Genomic DNA, 17,980 nt, shown 5'->3' with positions numbered 1-17,980 from the left:
GTCATCGACGCACGATGACGGTCCCGGCCGCCTTGTCGTGCAGGCCACGACCGTCGGCGTCCCAGACGACGGCGGGGATGACGAGGCAGACCAGGAGGGCCCGCACGGCGGCGCGGCCGAACCCGACCAGGTGCGGACCCTCGACGTCGAGCCGGCGCACCCGCAGACCGAGCAGCCGGTGCCCGATGGTGGAGCCGACCGAGGCGACCAGGACCAGGTTCATGACGGCGAAGACCCCGAGGGTCGCCAGCTCGTCGAAGTCGAGGAGCGCGTAGCTGATCCCGCTCGCGACCGCCCAGTCGAGGCAGAGCGCCACGACCCGGCGTCCCAGCCGGGCCCGCGAACCGGGTCCGGAGGTCGGCAGGCCCAGGCCGTCCCGGCCGTTCGTCTCATCTTTCGGGACGTCGCCACCGGACATCCAGGACCCGATTTCCCCACGCGTCGGCATGGTTCCAGCCTACGCGCGCACGAAAGCCACCCACGTAACGTGGACGAAACATCCGCGCCATGGCAGGGTAACCAGTCGGCTCTAGCGTCAAGGGCGCCGAGCCACCTGGCACCGTCTCATCAAGGAGCGCATGCATGTTCACCAATGCCGAGGAGGCAATCGCCTTCACCCGCAACGAGGGGGTGGAGTTCATCGACGTCCGGTTCATCGACCTGCCGGGTGTCATGCAGCACTTCAACATCCCCGTGGCGCAGTTCGACGAGGACTCGTTCACCGAGGGCCTGATGTTCGACGGCTCCTCGATCCGCGGGTTCCAGGCGATCCACGAGTCGGACATGAAGCTGGTCCCGGACGTCACCACGGCGTACCTCGACCCGTTCCGCAAGCGCAAGACGCTCATCATGAACTTCTCGATCGTGGACCCGTTCACGGACGAGCCGTACGGCCGCGACCCGCGCACCATCGCCGCCAAGGCCGAGGCGTACCTGGCCTCCACCGGCATCGCGGACACCGCGTTCTTCGCCCCCGAGGCGGAGTTCTACATCTTCGACGACGTCCGCTTCAAGACGTCGCAGAACGAGAGCTTCTACAGCATCGACTCCGTCGAGGCGGCCTGGAACACCGGCCGTGAGGAGGAGGGCGGCAACCTCGGGTACAAGACCCGCTACAAGGGCGGCTACTTCCCCGTTCCCCCGAACGACCAGTTCGCCGACCTGCGTGACGAGATCTGCGCCGCGCTGGCCGAGGTCGGTCTCGACGTCGAGCGCGCGCACCACGAGGTCGGCACCGCCGGCCAGCAGGAGATCAACTACAAGTTCAACACCCTGCTGCACTCGGCCGACGACCTGATGAAGTTCAAGTACGTCGTCAAGAACGTCGCCTGGCAGGCCGGCAAGTCCGTCACGTTCATGCCGAAGCCGATCTTCGGCGACAACGGCTCGGGCATGCACTCCCACCAGTCGCTGTGGCTGAACGGCGAGCCGCTCTTCTACGACGAGAAGGGCTACGGCGGCCTGTCCGACACGGCCCGCTGGTACATCGGCGGCCTGCTCAAGCACGCGCCGTCGCTGCTGGCGTTCACGAACCCGTCGGTCAACTCCTACCACCGTCTGGTCCCCGGCTACGAGGCCCCGGTGAACCTGGTCTACTCGGCCCGCAACCGCTCCGCCTGCATCCGCATCCCGGTGACCGGTAGCTCCCCGAAGGCCAAGCGCGTCGAGTTCCGCGTGCCGGACCCGTCGGCCAACCCCTACCTGGCCTTCGCCGCCCAGCTCCTCGCGGGCCTCGACGGCATCAAGAACCGCATCGAGCCGCCGGCGCCGGTCGACAAGGACCTGTACGAGCTGCCCCCCGAGGAGCACGCGGAGATCGCCCAGGTCCCCGCCTCGCTCGGTGAGGCCCTCGACAACCTCGAGGCCGACCACGAGTTCCTCACCCAGGGCGACGTCTTCTCCGAGGACATCATCGCCGCCTGGATCGACTACAAGCGGGCCAACGAGATCGACCCGATCCGCCTGCGCCCGCACCCGCACGAGTTCGAGCTCTACTACGACATCTGACAGTCGAGATTGAGCCACCTCCGTCGGGAGGCGAGAAACGGCGTCTGTACTGCACGAACGCTTCGCAGCGTTTCGCAGCCTCAGACGCCGTTTCTCGCTCTCGTGTGTGATCCGTGTGTGATCTGACGCCACAGGCACCCGCAAGCCGCCAGCCTCCCGCTGCCCCTGAGTGCAGAAAGTGAGCATCATGTTCGTTGGTCGATCTCGCCGGGCTTCGCGAGCATCCGCCATCGCCTTGGTGCTTCTGGCCGCGGCCGGCTGCGACGGCCCCGCGGAGGAGCTGGACCTCAGCCACACCTACTCGTCGCTCCCCGAGGTTCGGGAGGCGAGCTCCGCCGCCGTCCTGTTCACCACGACAAGCGACGGGCAGCGAACCGAGGGTGAACGGGACCTCCCGTTCACGGTGACGACCGCTGTCGTCGTCGCGACGGACGGACGGGACGATCTCGATCCCGGTGAGAAGATCGACATCAGGCAGATGGAAGGCCGCTTCACCAACATCGCACCCGCACTCGACCTCGACGAGTCCTACGTCGCGTACCTCAAACCGTGGACGAGCTCTGTCCCGGACAACATCGACGGCGAAGGCCAGCTCGTCATCGTCGGCGGTCAGAGCGTGTGGCGGGTGCAGGGAAGCACGGGTCGGCGGACCACTCCTGACAGCCAGCTCCCCGACCGGGTCACGGTGGCCTCGGTCGACGGCCTGTTGTCGGTCACGGCCTCGTAGAACCACTTCACGACGCCGGAGACTGCCGCTCGGACCGGGGCGGGTGGACGAACAGCCAGAGCACGCCCTCTACAAGATCCGCTGCTGCAACTGCGGGCGGTAACGGGTCCCGGACATCGTTTCCGGGACCCGTTGCTGGCCTCGAAACTACTGCCAGCATGTCCCCCTGCCGGGGAAGCAGGTCCCCGAACGGTCCCCAGCAGGACGGCAGGGGCGGGGCTCCTGCCGTCTCCGCCGGGCGCCGCTCAGCGCCGCGGGGCCCCGAACGCGGCCGCCAGGTCCACGAACGACGGCGCCTCCAGGTCGGCACGGTCGAAGTACGCGGGGTACTCGCCCCCCACCCTGTTGATCCACGCCGTGCGCAGCCCTGCCCTCCGAGCACCCTCGAGGTCCCACGGGTGCGCGGCCACGAGCATCGCCCGCCCCGGGGCGACCCCGGTGGCCGACAGGGCGTGGCCGTAGGCGCGGGGGTCGGGCTTCCAGGCCGCGCCCGCGACGTCCAGGTAGGCCTCGACGACGTCGTCCGCGCCGGTACCGGCGAGCAGCGTCCGCGCGACGTCGGCGGAGGCGTTGCTCAGCGTCACGATCCGGCATCCGGCGGCGGCGATCGCCCGCAGCCCGGGAACCACGTCGGCATGCGGCTCCAGGTGCGTGAAGCTCTCCAGGACCTGCCGGGCACCGGCCGCCGGGTCGGGTGACCCGGCGGCAGCGAGCCTCACCCGCAGCCCGGCAGCGGCCACCTCGGCGAACGACGGGTTGTCGCCGAGCACCGTGAGCGCGAAGCCGTCCCCCAGCACGTCGGCGAACCACGCCGCGACGTCGTTCTCGTCGAGGCCCACCTGGGCAAAGACCGCGCCCAGCGGGGCGAGGTCGGACAGCGTCTCGTTGACGTCGAGGACGATCAGATCGGGTCGCACCGGGTCGATCTGGGGAGGTGTGTCTGACATGTCGCCACCCTCACCCGGCGCGGAGCGCGCGGCAAGCCGGGTGGAGTTCGGCTCTCTGGTCGCCCATCGACCGTCGCGCCGTTATCTTCATCACAGTTGCTCCCTGCGATCAGACGTGGAGGTGAGCCTCCATGGTGGAGCGAACCCGCACCAGGCCCGGTCGCCTCGTCGCTGCCGTCGTCGCCCTCACGTTCCTCGCGGTGGGCCTTCCCGCGGTGGTGGCTCCGCCCGCCGAGGCCGCGACCCTGCAGATCGGTCCGATCACCGCCCAGCTGCGCGACCACGGCGGCGAGGCGAACAACAACGGGCCGCGCGGTGACTGCATCCACTACTCTCCAGGGTCGGGCATCGGCGCGACGACGACCAGCTCGGCCTTCGTCGGCGCGAGCGGCACCACCGAGGCGCGAACGTCCCACGGCACCTACGGCGTCAGGGACCGGCGCCGCACGACGTACGTCTGCCCGGACCAGCTCGACACCGACAAGCAGAGCGCGGTCGGGTTCAAGCCGGCGCCGGTCGTCACGGCGCAGGACGGCGAGACGTTCCTCATCGGCCGTCTGACGCACTACAACAACCCCATCACCGCCCCCTCGAAGCACTTCACCGGAGAGCTGCGGGTCCAGCTCGGCGGCCTGACCCCGCTCACGCCGACCACGTTCCCGTGGGAGCTCTGGGAAACCCCCAACCTGCGCCCTGGTGAGTACCGCAACTGCGCGTTCACCGGCAACGACGCCCCCAACGACCGCGGATGTGCCGACGAGATCAAGTTCTCCAACCAGATCGCCAGCCAGGTCTACGACCAGGACGGTTTCGAGTACAAGCTGGTGGTCACCGGGTTCGTCCCGACCGACGGCGCCTGTCCTGCCACGCCGTCGGGCTCGGCCCAGAACCGGTTCCTCACCCGGGAGAGCGCGACGTCGTCGGCATGCCTGTACGCGTCGCTCGTCCAGCTGCGCGCCCTGACCGTCATCAAGCGGACCGTGGTGCCCGACGGGGTGACCATCACGCCGCCGGCCTTCGGATTCACCGGGACCAGCAGCCTGGACGGATCCCCGTGGGCCACCCGCAAGTTCTCCCTCGATCCCACCGATCCCGGCAACGCCGAGACGGACCAGCTGCTGCGCGGGGAGTCGGTCTCGATCACCGAGGAGCAGCCGAGCGGCGACCAGTGGTCGGTGACCGGGATGGAGTGCCTGGACAGCGCCGGAGGTGCCGTCCCCGAGGCGAGGTACGACATCGGGGCAGGCCGGATCACGCTGGAGGACGTCGGACCGCCGCCGACCACCGACGCCCTGGGGATCGTCTGCACCGTCACCAACACGTATGTCCCGAAAGCTACCCTCACGCTGGTCAAGCAGGTCGACGGCGGACCGGCGCAGGCCTCCGATTTCACGCTCAGTGCCCGTGGCCCGGCGTCGATCGGCGGACCGGGCGGGAGCGCCGCCGTCACCTCGCAGCGGGTGCCGGCCGGGACCTACCAGCTCACCGAGACCGGCCCCGACGGCTACGCGTCGGGGCCGTGGCAGTGCGTCGGCGCGGCCGACGGCGACGGCACGTCGGTCACGGTCGCCGACGGCCAGGACGTGACCTGCACCGTCACCAACACGTTCGCCACCGCGACGTTCACGGTCACGAAGCAGGTGGACGGTCCCGCCGGCGGGTACACGGGTGACGGCAGCACCGCGTTCACCGGGACGTACACCTGCGGCTCGGACGCGCCGCAGCCGTTCAGCGTCAGCACCGGGACACCCTTCGTCTCCCCGCCCCTGCCCGTGGGCACGAGCTGCACGGTCACCGAGGACCTACCCGACGGCGATCTCGCGAACGCCTCGTACGAGTGGCTCGCCCCCGTCTACTCGACAGCGGGCGGACGGGTCACCGTGCCCGACTCCGGCACCTCGACGGTTGCGATCGTCAACACCTACCGCCAGCGCACGGGCAGCATCGCACTGTCCAAGGCGGTCGAGGCCCGGCCGGGGACGCCGTCCACCGGGTACACCGCCGCGGCGGGTCGCGCCTTCCCGGTCGACTACACCTGCACGCTCGACAACACCGCCGTCGCGTCGGGCACCGTCGACCTCACGGCCGGTGCCACGACCACCGTGAACGACTTGCCGGCCGGGGCGACGTGCAGCCTCGCCGAGGCCACCGTCACGAGCACTCCCGGTGACTTCGCGGACACCTCGTACGCGTGGGACGGCTCAGCGTGGTCACCGGCGGCGACCGTCACGGTGCCCGACGGCGGCAGCCCGGCATCGGCGACGGTCACCAACTACTTCGCCCGCCAGACCGGCGATCTGGTGCTCTCGAAGGCCGTGAACGGAGCCGGGTTCACCGGCGGTGTGGGATTCACGGTCGACTACGACTGCGGCGCCGGCTTCGCCGGCAGCGAGACCTTGACGAACGGTGCCACTGCCACGATCACGGGCGTCCCGATCGGCACCCGCTGCGAGGTGATCGAGCGGGCGCCCCAGGGCGGTCTCGAGACCGGGTTCGTCTGGGGGGCTCCCACCTACGACGGCGTCCTGGGCGGTGGTGTCGCGATCGTTCCCCCGGCAGACTCGGCGAACGTCGCGATCGGCAACCCGACCGAGCAGCTCTACCGCCCGTTGACGGTCCGGAAGTCGGTGCAGCCCGCGGACCTCGCTGCGAGCGGGCTGCTGGGATCGGCCACGTTCAGCATCACCGTCGCATGCGACGCCCCGACGCAGGGCGGCGGCAGCACCTACACCCAGACCTTCAGCGTGACGGCGGGTGGGTCCGCCACGACGCCGCCGCTGCCCGTGGGGTCCACCTGCAACGTCTCGGAGCTCGCGCCGGACGGCTCCGAGCTCGTCGACGCCAGCTACTCCTGGGCCGGGACTCCCGCGCCGCAGGACGTGATCGTCGGGACCACGAACGACCCGGTGACGGTGACCAACACGATCCAGCGCGAGTACGGCAGCCTGGCCCTGGCCAAGGTGGTCGAGGGGACGGGGGGTGCCGACGGCTCCGGCACGACGTTCACGGGGACGTGGAGCTGCGCCTACGGCTCGACGATGCTGGACGGGACCTGGTCGGTGACCGGTCCGGGGAACGCGGCCCTCACGGGCCCCGCGGACCAGCTGCCGTTGGGATCACGGTGCACGATCACCGAGGACCCGATCGGCACCGAGCCGATCCCGGACGAGCCATCGCTGGTCTGGGGCGGAACCACGCTGCCCCCACCGATCACGCTCACGGCCGACGACCGGGATGTCACCGGCACCGTCACCAACCGGGTGGTCGAGGTCGACGGCGACCTGGTGATCGGCAAGGTGGTCGTCGGTGGCGCCGCCGGCGACGCCTACGTGGACGCCGACTTCTCGTTCGACTTCAGCTGCACCCCCGCCGGCGGCGGCGTCGCCGTCGAGGGCACGATCACGCTGTCCGACGGCGAGTCGGACCACACCGCCCCGGCCGACCCGATCCCCGTCGGCAGCACGTGCACCGTCGTCGAGACCGGTGTCCCCGCGGCCCTGGACCCGTACGCCTGGACCGGCACGGTCCAGCTCGACGTGACAGGTGAGGCCACCGTGCTGGAGCGCACCGACACCTCGGTCACGTTCACCACCCCCGTCCCGAACAAGAGGGTCGTCGTCCGCGCGACCAACACCCTGGTCGAGCGCTTCGCGGAGGTCGCGGTCAGCAAGGCCGTCACGGGCATCGACCCGGCTGACGTCGACCCCGGCGTCGAGTTCCCCCTGAGCCTCGTGTGCACGGACGCGACCTACGGGCCTGCCTACACCGGCGTCGGGGGGACCGTACGGTTCCAGGTGCCCGTCGGCCAGGAGTGCCGCGCGGTCGAGGGTGCGATCGACCCAGGGCTCGGGCTGCCCGACGCCTCCTACTCCTGGGGAACCCCGGTCGCGGCACCGGCGGGAACTGTCGAGGTGGCCGACGAGTCCGGTCAGTACGCCTTCACCATGACCAATCCTGCCGAGCGGGTGACGACGGACATCGGCCTGGTCAAGGTCGTCGACGAGTCCGCGGTCGGGGCGAACGTCGTCAACCTGCCGCTCACCTACACCGGCACCTGGACGTGCACGCACGACGGCGACCCGGACGTCACCGGGACCTGGAGCGTCGACGACGGCGGGTCCGCCACGCTCACCGGCCCGGCCGACCAGGTGCTGCTGGCATCGACCTGCACCGCGACCGAGCAGACCCCGGGCGCCCCGTCGAGCGACCCGTCCTACTCCTGGGCCGCACCGCAGCTCACCCCGGTGACGGTCACGGCCGCGGGCCCCAACACGCTGACCGCCACGAACGCCGTCGTCCGCGACACGGGGGTGCTGCGGGCCGCCAAGACGGTCACGGGCGAGGTCGACGGGTACGTCGGCACCGGTCCGCAGTTCCCCGTCGACTACGCGTGCAGCTTTGCGGGCAACACCGGCGGCGAGATCGTCGGGAGCGCGCAGGTCCCCACCGACGGCAACCCCGTGGTGCTCGCCGACGCGGTCCCGCTCGGCTGGACCTGCCAGGTCTCCGAGGGGCGCCTCCCCGAGGGGCTCCTGCGGGACGCCTCCTACGCCTGGGGCACCCCCACCGTCCTGCCGTCGGAGGTGACCGTCCAGTCGGTCGGCCAGGAGCTCGACGTCGCGGTGACCAACCCGGTCGAGCGACGGACGGGCCGGTTCGCGATCACCAAGCGGATCCTCCACGGCGACCCCGTGCTGCCGGGGTCGACGTTCACCGGCGGCTACGAGTGCGTGTACGCGCAGGGCGAGCCGTTCGAGGAGGCGTTCACCGGCACCTGGTCGGTCACCGGTGCCGGGCAGGCGACCCTGTCCCCCGATCCCGAGCTACCGATCGGGACCGTCTGCTCGGCCACCGAGGACACGCCCGACGCCTCCTCGACCCTGCTGCCCGGTTTCGACTGGACCACGCCGGACGTGACCGACCCGGTCACCGTCGCCGGAGGCAGCGCGCCCCCCGCGATCGGTGTGACGAACACGCCGCGGCAGGTCTCCGGGGCTCTGCGCCTGATCAAGGAGTACGTCGGTGTCGACGGGGCGCTCGTGCCCGGCACCACGGTCACCGGCACGTGGGAGTGCATCGACCCGCAGGGCGTCGAGCACGACGGCACGTGGGAGCTGCCCACCAGCGGGGGCGAGGTGCAGCTGTTCGGCATCACCGACCCCGACGGGGCTCCCGTCGGGTCGGAGTGCACCGTCGCGGAGGACACGCTCGTCGACGGCGACCTCGCCGACCCCTCCTTCACCTGGGAGCAGCCGTCCTACAGCCCCGGGGTGACGCTCGCGGCCGGCGAGGAGGAGACGCTCGGTGTCGTCAACTCCGTGTCGAGAGTCTTCACCCCGATCGAGATCACCAAGTCGATCGACGCTCCTGACGGCCTGGCGATCGAGCCCGGGCAGACGTTCGGCGGGAACTACACCTGCCGCTTCGGAGACGACGGACCGGCCACGACCGGGCACTGGGAGGTCACCGGGACCGGGACGTACGAGGTCCCCGGGATCCTCGTCGGCTCGCGGTGCACGGTCACGGAGGACCAGCCCACCACGGCTCCGACCCTCATCGACCCCTCGTACGTGTGGGGTGAACCGTCCGTCGCCGCGCTGGGCACGGTCACCCGCCCGACAGCGGGCCCGAACCGGGTGTCCGTGACCAACACCGTGGAGCGCGTGCTGACCGGTTTCGACATCGCCAAGTCGCTCCGCGCCCCGGACGGCGCGCTCCCGGAGGGTACTGCCTACGACGTCTCGTGGAGCTGCACGGCGGGCGACGGCGAGCGGTTCGGCGGCGACGCCAGGATCCGGGCCGGCGCCACCTCACGGACGCCGATGACGATCCCGATCGGCAGCCGCTGCACCGTGATCGAGGGCGCGCTGCCCGACCCGGCGGGTGTCACGGTCTGGCGGCCCGTCTCGTTCGCCGTCGCCGGCATCGCCGCGGGCTCGGGCGTGGACGCCGTGGACCAGATGGTCTCGTTCTCCCTGCCGGTGCCGCTGGCCGACCATCGCCAGGTCGACGTGGACGTCACCGTCCGCAACCGGGCGGTCCGCGGCCCGGGCTCCTACACGTTCGCCAAGACCGCCGACGCGCCGTCCGGATCGACCGTGCGACCCGGTCAGGTCATCACCTACACCGTGACCGTGCGCGGCAACGGGGGCCGGGGCGTCCCCGGCGTCGAGGTCGTGGACGCGCTGCAGCGCGTCACCCGCCACGCGACGCTGGTCCCGGGCAGCCTCACCGCGAGCCAGGGCAGCGCGACGCTCCGACCTGACGGGACGCTGCGCTGGGTGGTCGGGACCGTGTCCGGGACCGGGGCGATCACGCTGACCTACGCCGTCCGCGTGGACGACGACGCCGCCGGCGTGACCTTGCGCAACGCGATCACGGTCTCGGGCGACGTCCCGCCGGCATGCGCCACGGTGGACGCCTCCGCCCGCGCGGTCGCGGCCTCGCGGGCAGCGGTCCGGGCCGCGGCGACCTGCGTCACCACCACGACTCATCACGTGCCCCCGACCACGACGACCGGCACGCCGCCCGACCAAGGGGTTCCCCCGATCAACGACGTGCCGCCGCTGGCCCACACCGGCGTCTCCCCCGTGCTGTTCGCGCTGCTCGTCGCCGGGCTGCTCCTGATCGCGCTCGGTGCTCTCCTGGTCGTCCGGCACCGTCGCGGCCGGGCCGCCGGCCCGCAGGCCTGAGGGTCCGTCAGGAGCTCGGGACGCCCGGAGGCACGGAACCCGCGTCGTCGCCGGCACCCGACTCCGACCGGTCGTGCGCAGCGTTCGTGTCGTGGTCCTCGCCGAACGGCAGCACGTGCACCACGGCCACGACGACGGCACCGACGACCAGTCCGACGAGCGCCGAGCACAGCGTGTTGAAGCACCAGGCGAGGAACCCGCCGATGCCGGGCACGGCGGCGGCGATCGCCTCCTCGCCGTGGTGGACCAGGTCGTACAGACCGTGCCACCCCAGCTCGTCGACGCCCACCAGCAGGATGTGCCCGCCGACCCACAGCATCGCCACGGTGCCGACCACGGAGATCACTCCGAGCACCTTCGGCATGCCGGTCACCAACGACCGTCCGACGCGCTGCGCGGCCGCCGAGCTGCGCTGCGCGAGGGCGAGACCGACGTCGTCCATCTTGACGATGAGCGCCACCACGCCGTAGACGAGCACGGTGATGACCAGCGCCACCACGAGCAGGATCGCGAGCCGGGCCCAGAACCCCTCGTCGGCGACCTCGTCGAGGGCGATGACCATGATCTCGGCCGAGAGGATGAGGTCGGTCCGCACGGCACCGGCGACGAGCTTCTTCTCGGCGTCCGGGCCGCTCGCGGCGGCCGGCTCGGCGTGCGCCGTGTGCCCGCGCAGGCGGCCCCAGATCTTCTCCGCACCCTCGAAGGCGAGGTAGGTCCCGCCCACCATGAGGATCGGCGTGAGCAGCCACGGCAGCCACTCGGACAGCACCAGGGCGATCGGCAGGATGATGAGGACCTTGTTACGGATCGAGCCCCACGCGATCTTCTTGACGATCGGCAGCTCCCGGTCGGCCGCCACCCCGTGCACGTACTGCGGGGTCACCGCCGTGTCGTCGACCACGACCCCGGCGGCCTTGGCGGTGGCACGACCGGCCGCGGCGCCGACGTCGTCCAGCGAGGCCGCCGCCAGCTTCGCGATGGCGGCCACGTCGTCGAGCAGCCCCAGCAGACCCGCACTCATCCCGTCTCTCCTCAGTCCTCGCCGTAGACGACGCGCTCCACCACGGTCCGCGCACGGCGGGTCGTGCGCAGGTAGAGCTCCTCGAGCTCGACGCCGGAGCCGACGTCGCCCAGCAGGCTCGCCAGCCCGGACAGCGCCCAGGCGTCGTGAGGAAGGATATCCGCCCGCGGCCCCCCGACCTTCCCGGAGAACAGCACCAGCGCCGAGCGCAGCCGGGAGGCGAGCAGCCACGCCTCGCGCAGGCAGTAGGCCTCCTCCTCGCCGAGCAGACCCGCCTCCTCGGCGGCGGCGAGCGCCGCGACCGTCTCGGTGGTGCGCAGGCCCGGGACCTCGTGGGCGTGCTGGAGCTGCAGCACCTGGGCGGCCCACTCGACGTCCGAGACTCCCCCGCGGCCCAGCTTGAGGTGCCGGGTGGGCTCGACCCCCCGGGGAAGCCGTTCGGCCTCCACGCGCGCCTTGATCCGCCGGACCTCGCGCAGGGACGCCTCCGCCAGTCCCCCGACCGGGTAGCGCAGCGGGTCCACCATCGCGGTGAACCGCGCGGCGACGTCGGCGTCGCCCCCGAGCTGCCCCGCCACGGGCCGCGCGCGCAGCAGCGCCTGCTGCTCCCAGACGCTCACCCAACGCTCGTAGTACTCGGCGTAGGAGTCGAGGGTGCGCACGAGGGCCCCCTGGCGGCCCTCGGGGCGCAGGTCGGCGTCGATCGGCAGGTTCGGTTCGGGCCCGACGGCGGAGAGCAGCTTCTGCAGGCGCCGCGCGGTGGCCAGGGCGAAGTCCTGCGCGAGCTTCGGCTCGGCCCCGTCCACGGGCTCGTGGGCGAACATGACGTCCGCGTCGGAGCCGTAGCCCATCTCCCGGCCGCCCATGCGCCCCATGGCGACGACGAGCATCCGGGTGGGGTTCGCCGTCCGGTCGGGTCCCAGTCCGAGGTCGATGCGGGCCGCGTACTCGGCGGACCGCAGCGCACCGGCGACGACCATGTCGGCGGCGTCGGAGATCGCCGCCTGGGCCTGCACCGGATCCAGCACACCGAGCACCTCGCCGGCCGCGGTGCGGGCCAGCTCCCGACGGCGGATCGCCCGCAGCCGGTTCGCGGCGGTGTCCGAGGCGTCCGCGCGCGTCACGATGGCGTGCGCCTCCTCGGTGAGCCGCTCCGCGCCGCGCCGCTCGAGCCGCGAGGTGTCGGCGAGCCACTGCACCGACTCCGGGGAGCGGGCGAGGGCATCGGCGAGGTAGCGCGACGAGGACAGCAGCTGGGCGAGGTGGTAAGCCGCGTTGCCGGAGTCGCGCAGCAGCCGCAGGTACCAGGGCGTCGCGCCGAGATTCTCCGAGAGCTTGCGGAACGCCAGCAGCCCGGCGTCGGGGTCGGCGCCCTCCGCGAACCAGCCGAGCATCACCGGCAGGAGCTGGCGCTGCAGCTTGGCGCGCCGCGAGGTGCCCTCGGTGAGCGCGACGACGTGCCGCATCGCGCCGTCGGGGTCGCGGTAGCCGATCGCGGCGAACCGGGCCCGGGCCGCCTCGGGCGCGAGCGACAGCTCGTCCTCGGACAGCTGCGCCCAGGCGGGCAGCAGCGGTCGGTAGAAGACGGCCTCGTGCAGCGCGCGGACCTCGCGGCGGGTGTCGCGCCAGCGCCGCAGCAGACCGTCCGCGCCGTCGGCGCGCATGCCCAGGGAGCGGGCGAGCCGGCGCAGGTCCTCCTCACCCGTGGGCAGCAGGTGCGTGCGCTTGAGCCGGAAGAGCTGCACGCGGTGCTCCAGCGACCGCAGGAACCGGTAGCACGCCCCCATGCGGACCGCGTGCTCGCGGCCCACGAACCCCTCCTGGGCCAGGGCCGACAGCGCGGCCAGGGTGGTCGGGGAGCGGATGTCGTCGGCGGTGCGCCCGTGCACGAGCTGGAGCAGCTGCACGGTGAACTCCACGTCACGCAGCCCGCCCTTGCCGAGCTTGATCTGCCGGTCGGCCTCCGCACCGGGCACGTTGTCCTCGACGCGTCGGCGCATCGCCCGTGCGTCCTCGACGAAGTGGTCCCGGTTGACGGCGGACCACACGAACGGGTCGACCGCCGCACGGTAGTCGGCGGCCAGGGCGGCGTCCCCCGCCACGTGCCGGGCCTTCAGCAGGGCCTGGAACTCCCAGGTCTCGGCCCATCGCTCGTAGTAGGCGACGTGGCTGGCCAGGGTGCGGACCAGGGGCCCCTGCTTGCCCTCCGGCCGCAGCGCGGCGTCGACCTCCCACAGGGCGGGTTCCAGCGAGGTCCCGCCGCACACTTTCTGCAGACCGGAGGCGAGCCGGGTGCCGACGCGCATCGCCGTCGGCTCGTCCGACACCGGTTCGCCGTCGGGGCCGACGGCCGGCTCCCCGACGTAGACCACGTCGACGTCGGAGACGTAGTTGAGCTCGCGCCCGCCGGCCTTGCCCATGCCGATGACGGCGAGCCGCACCCCGGCGCCGTGGTCCGGGAGCCAGGACCTCGAGACGGCGAGCGCCGCCTCCAGCGCCGCCGAGGCGAGGTCGGCCAGCGCCGCGGCGACGCCGGGCAGCACCGTCAGCGGGTCCTCGGCCGTCAGGTCGGTGGCGGCGATCCGCAGCAGCCGGGAACGGTAGGCGCGTCGCAGGGCGTCCGTGGCGGTGCGCGCCCCCGCGTCGGACCACGCCGGGGCGTCGTCGCCGGTCGGGTTCTCCGCGGCCACCGGCGCCCCGTCGGTGGGGTCGGCACCCACGGCGCGCAACAGCTCGTCGCGCACGAGCGTCGCGTCGGTCCCGAGGCCGTGGTCCTCGTCGGCCAGCACGTCCAGCAGTTCGGGGCGGCGCACCAGGTCGTCGCCGAGCGCTGCGGAGGAGCCCAGGACGGCGAGGGTGCGCGCCCGGGTGACGCCGTCGGGACTCCTCGGGTCCGCCGCGAGCAGGGTCCGCAGGGTGCCCTGCGCCGTCGGCGCGGCAGCCAGGCGCACGAGGTGCAGCAGTGCCAGGTCCGGATCGGCCGTGGCACCCAGGGCGGCCACGACGGCGTCGCCGTCCTCGGGCAGCAGCGCCTGCAGCGCGTCGTCCTGCCAGAGCTGGGCGGAGCGGGTGAGGTCCGCGAACCCTGCCCGCAGGAACCTGCGGGTCGGGGTCTCGCGTCTGCCGGTGCCGGACGTCGTCGAGCTCACGCTGCGACCCTACCGGCCGGTCCCGCTCCCGGGGCTCGGCTCAGAGGAACTGCAGCGAGGTGCGCAGCTCGTGCGGGGTGACCTGGGCACGGTAGGCCGCCCACTCGTTGCGCTTGTTGCGCAGCACGTAGTCGAACACGTGCTCGCCCAGCGTCTCGGCGACCAGCTCGGAGGACTCCATGAGCTCGATAGCCTCGTCCAGGGACTCCGGCAGCTCGGCGATGCCCAGCGCGCGGCGCTCGGCTCCCGTCAGCTCCCAGACGTCGTCCTCGGTGGCCTCCGGCAGCTCGTAGCCCTCCTCGATGCCCTTCATCCCGGCGGCGAGCAGGACGGCGAAGGCGAGGTACGGGTTGGCGGCCGAGTCGAGCGCACGGTACTCCACGCGCGAGGAGTTGCCCTTGCCCGGCTTGTACATCGGCACCCGCACCAGCGCGGAGCGGTTGTTGTGACCCCAGCAGATGTAGCTCGGCGCCTCGGCCCCGCCCCACAGGCGCTTGTAGGAGTTGACGTACTGGTTCGTGACCGCCGTGATCTCCCCGGCGTGCACGAGCAGGCCGGCGATGAACTGGCGTCCCGTCTTGGACAGCTCGAACTGCGCCCCCGGCTCGTGGAAGGCGTTGTGGTCCTCCTCGAACAGGGACATGTGCGTGTGCATGCCCGAGCCCGGCTGGTCCGCGAACGGCTTCGGCATGAAGGAGGCGAACACGCCCTGCTCGAGCGCGACCTCCTTGACCACCGTGCGGAACGTCATGAGGTTGTCCGCCGTGGTCAGCGCGTCGGCGTACCGCAGGTCGATCTCGTTCTGGCCGGGGCCGGCCTCGTGGTGGGAGAACTCCACCGAGATGCCCATCGACTCCAGCATCGTGATCGCGGCGCGCCGGAAGTCGTGCGTGCTGCCGCGGGCGAGGTGGTCGAAGTACCCGCCGTCGTCCACGGGGACCAGCGGGGCGTCGGCCGAGGCCATCTGGTTGAAGAGGTAGAACTCCACCTCGGGGTGCGTGTAGAAGGTGAAGCCCTTGTCGCTCGCCTTCGTCAGCGCGCGCTTGAGCACGTTGCGGGAGTCGGCCAGCGACGGCTCGCCCTCCGGGGTGAGGATGTCGCAGAACATCCGGCCGGTGCCGTGCCGCTCCCCGCGCCAGGGCAGCACCTGGAAGGTCGTCGGGTCGGGCTTGGCGATCATGTCCGCCTCGTAGACCCGCGTCAGGCCCTCGATGGCGCTGCCGTCGAACCCGATGCCCTCCACGAAGGCCTGCTCGAGCTCCGCGGGCGCGACCGCGACCGACTTGAGCACACCGAGCACGTCGGTGAACCAGAGCCGGATGAAGCGGATGTCGCGCTCCTCGACCGTGCGGAGCACGAACTCCTGCTGCCTGTCCATGAGCCCCATCCTGCCCGATACGTGTGAACCATGAGTGAACTGCCGCGCCGGGCGGAGCCCTGTGGGCCTGAGACCGGAGTCCCGGTGGCCGTCGCCTACGCTATCGATCATGGCAGCAACGGGCCAGAACCCCTCCCCCCAGGCCGCATCCGACGCCGGTGTGAGTTCAGTCACCGCGACCGACCAGCCGCCGGGCATCGCCGCCGGGGCGCGCCGCGTCCGCGTGCACCACCTGCAGCACGCCAAGGAGCGTGGCGAGAAGATCACCATGCTCACCGCCTACGACGCGCCGACGGCGGCGCTGTTCGACGCCGCCGGGATCGACACGCTGCTGGTGGGCGACTCCATCGGCAACACGATGCTCGGGCACGCCACGACCCTGCCCGTCACCCTCGACGACATGGTCCGGGCCGGGCGCGCCGTCGCCTCCGCCGCCCCGCACGCGTTCGTCGTCGTCGACCTGCCGTTCGGCAGCTACGAGGCCGGCGCCGAGCAGGCGCTGGCCTCGGCCGTGCGGGTCATGAAGGAGACCGGCGCCGCTGCCGTCAAGCTGGAGGGCGGCCGCCGGTCGGCCGACGCGATCCGGGCCATCACGACGGCCGGGATCCCCGTCGTCGGGCACCTCGGGTACACCCCGCAGTCCGAGAACGCGCTCGGTGGTCCGCGGGTGCAGGGCCGCGGGGACGACTCCGCCGAGGAGCTGAGCCAGGACGCCCTCGCCGTCCAGGAGGCCGGCGCGTGCGCCGTCGTGCTGGAGATGGTCCCCACCGAGCTCACGGCGCGGATCACCGAGTTCCTCACCATCCCCACGATCGGCATCGGCGCCGGCCCCGACGCCGACGGCCAGGTGCTCGTGTGGACGGACATGGCGGGGATGACCGACTGGTCACCCCGGTTCGCCCGACGGTTCGCCGAGATCGGGCAGATGCTCCGGACGGCGGCGGCGGACTACGCCGCCGAGGTGCGCTCCGGTGCGTTCCCGGCCCCGGAGCACTCGTTCGACCACTGAGGCTGCTGCCCGGGCGGGACGGACGGATCCGGTGACCCCGCCCGGGAGACCTCAGCCCTGACCGCGCCAGTCGGCGTCGTCGTCCTCCCACGCCTCGTTGCGGCGCGACGCCTGCTCGAGGGCGTGCTCGGCAGCGTCCCGGGTCGGGTACGGGCCCAGGACGTGCGTCCAGCTCGACCGCTGGACGCCCTCCTCGACCTGCCCGGTCTCGGTGTTGTACCAATACTGCTTCTCATCCGCGCTCTTGTCGCTCATGCCTCGATCCTGCACCAGGATGGTGGCCATGGCTGAGCAGAACGAGCACGGACTGGCCTTCGGCATCGACGTCGGCGGCTCCGGGATCAAGGGCGCACCGGTCGACCTCGCCACCGGTGAGTTCGCCGCGGACCGCCGGCGGATCCCCACCCCGCACAAGTCGACGCCGGAAGCGGTCGCCGACGTCCTGGCCGAGCTGGTCGACGGGTTCGACCTGCCCGACGACGCGCCCATCGGCGTGGCCTTCCCCGCACCGCTGGACCACGGCGTCGTGCGCTTCATCGCCAACCTGCACAAGTCGTGGAAGGGCGTCGACCTGCCGGCGCTGGTCCAGGAGGCGACCGGGCGCAAGGCCGTGGCGGTCAACGACGCCGATGCCGCGGGGGTCGGGGAGCAGCGCTACGGCGCCGCCAAGGGGCACGACGGCGTGGTCCTCGTGGCGACCCTCGGCACCGGCATCGGGTCCGCCCTGCTGGTGGACGGCATCCTGGTGCCCAACACCGAGCTCGGTCACCTCGAGATCGACGGCCACGACGCCGAGCACCGGGCGGCCGAGTCGGCCCGCGACCGTGACGACCTGTCGTGGGAGAAGTGGGCGAAGCGCCTGCAACGCTATTTCGAGACGGTCGAGATGCTCCTCTCCCCCGACCTGATCGTCGTCGGCGGCGGCGTGAGCAAGCACCACGAGAAGTACCTGCCGCTGCTGGACCTGCGGGCCGAGATCATCCCGGCCGAGCTGCGCAACCGCGCCGGCATCGTCGGGGCCGCGTCCATGGCGGCGCGGCCGCACTGAGC

Annotated in this window: 11 protein-coding genes; 5 read left to right on the top strand and 6 right to left on the bottom strand. The window is 72.0% G+C overall.

Annotated elements, in window-relative coordinates:
* Window position 1: 1 nt before the first annotated feature.
* Window positions 2-448, bottom strand: a complete 447-nt coding sequence (locus ACIQLL_RS06840; RefSeq protein WP_402464700.1) for an RDD family protein — start codon at window positions 446-448, stop codon at window positions 2-4.
* Between the two features lie 134 nt (window positions 449-582).
* Between ACIQLL_RS06840 and glnA (ACIQLL_RS06835) the strand changes: the two genes are divergently transcribed.
* Window positions 583-2,007 carry a type I glutamate--ammonia ligase gene (gene glnA, locus ACIQLL_RS06835; RefSeq protein ID WP_402464698.1) on the top strand — a complete coding sequence of 475 codons (1,425 nt, stop codon included), beginning with the start codon at window positions 583-585 and terminating at the stop codon, window positions 2,005-2,007.
* Window positions 2,008-2,245: 238 nt separating this feature from the next.
* A complete protein-coding gene (locus ACIQLL_RS06830) occupies window positions 2,246-2,734 on the top strand; it encodes a hypothetical protein (protein ID WP_402464696.1) in 489 nt (162 codons plus the stop codon).
* 245 nt (window positions 2,735-2,979) lie between these two features.
* Here the strand turns inward: ACIQLL_RS06830 and ACIQLL_RS06825 are convergent, their stop codons facing one another.
* On the bottom strand, window positions 2,980-3,681 hold the full coding sequence (locus tag ACIQLL_RS06825; protein ID WP_402464694.1) for a haloacid dehalogenase type II: 702 nt from the start codon (window positions 3,679-3,681) through the stop codon (window positions 2,980-2,982).
* A 131-nt stretch (window positions 3,682-3,812) separates the two neighbouring features.
* On the opposite strand from ACIQLL_RS06825, the gene ACIQLL_RS06820 reads away from it, so the two are divergent.
* Entirely contained in the window at window positions 3,813-10,373 is a 6,561-nt protein-coding gene (locus ACIQLL_RS06820) for a DUF5979 domain-containing protein (RefSeq protein WP_402464692.1), read from the top strand.
* 7 nt (window positions 10,374-10,380) lie between these two features.
* On the opposite strand, the gene ACIQLL_RS06815 is transcribed toward ACIQLL_RS06820, so the two are convergent.
* Genes ACIQLL_RS06815 through glnA (ACIQLL_RS06805) form a run of 3 tightly spaced genes read right to left on the bottom strand, consistent with a single transcriptional unit; the run spans window position 10,381 to window position 15,921 of the window.
* Window positions 10,381-11,394, bottom strand: coding sequence for a DUF808 domain-containing protein (locus ACIQLL_RS06815; protein ID WP_402464690.1), 1,014 nt, complete (start codon window positions 11,392-11,394; stop codon window positions 10,381-10,383).
* Window positions 11,395-11,405: 11 nt separating this feature from the next.
* Window positions 11,406-14,543 (bottom strand): bifunctional [glutamine synthetase] adenylyltransferase/[glutamine synthetase]-adenylyl-L-tyrosine phosphorylase, encoded by a 3,138-nt coding sequence (locus ACIQLL_RS06810; RefSeq protein ID WP_402464688.1) that lies wholly within the window; start codon window positions 14,541-14,543, stop codon window positions 11,406-11,408.
* Window positions 14,544-14,583: 40 nt separating this feature from the next.
* A complete protein-coding gene (gene glnA / locus ACIQLL_RS06805) occupies window positions 14,584-15,921 on the bottom strand; it encodes a type I glutamate--ammonia ligase (protein ID WP_402464686.1) in 1,338 nt (445 codons plus the stop codon).
* Window positions 15,922-16,030: 109 nt separating this feature from the next.
* Between glnA (ACIQLL_RS06805) and panB the strand changes: the two genes are divergently transcribed.
* Complete coding sequence (panB, locus tag ACIQLL_RS06800; RefSeq protein ID WP_402464684.1) at window positions 16,031-16,930, top strand: 3-methyl-2-oxobutanoate hydroxymethyltransferase; 900 nt, start codon at window positions 16,031-16,033, stop codon at window positions 16,928-16,930.
* A gap of 51 nt (window positions 16,931-16,981) precedes the next feature.
* On the opposite strand, the gene ACIQLL_RS06795 is transcribed toward panB, so the two are convergent.
* Window positions 16,982-17,185, bottom strand: coding sequence for an SPOR domain-containing protein (locus tag ACIQLL_RS06795; RefSeq protein WP_402464682.1), 204 nt, complete (start codon window positions 17,183-17,185; stop codon window positions 16,982-16,984).
* 28 nt (window positions 17,186-17,213) lie between these two features.
* Between ACIQLL_RS06795 and ppgK the strand changes: the two genes are divergently transcribed.
* Entirely contained in the window at window positions 17,214-17,978 is a 765-nt protein-coding gene (ppgK, locus tag ACIQLL_RS06790) for a polyphosphate--glucose phosphotransferase (RefSeq protein WP_402464680.1), read from the top strand.
* Window positions 17,979-17,980 lie beyond the last annotated feature (2 nt).

The sequence above is a fragment of the Isoptericola aurantiacus genome (genome assembly GCF_044769875.1).
GTDB classification, from domain to species: domain Bacteria; phylum Actinomycetota; class Actinomycetes; order Actinomycetales; family Cellulomonadaceae; genus Isoptericola; species Isoptericola aurantiacus.
The sequence above is the reverse complement of the archived record's forward strand: the minus strand, read 5'-3'. Positions and strand labels throughout refer to the sequence as shown.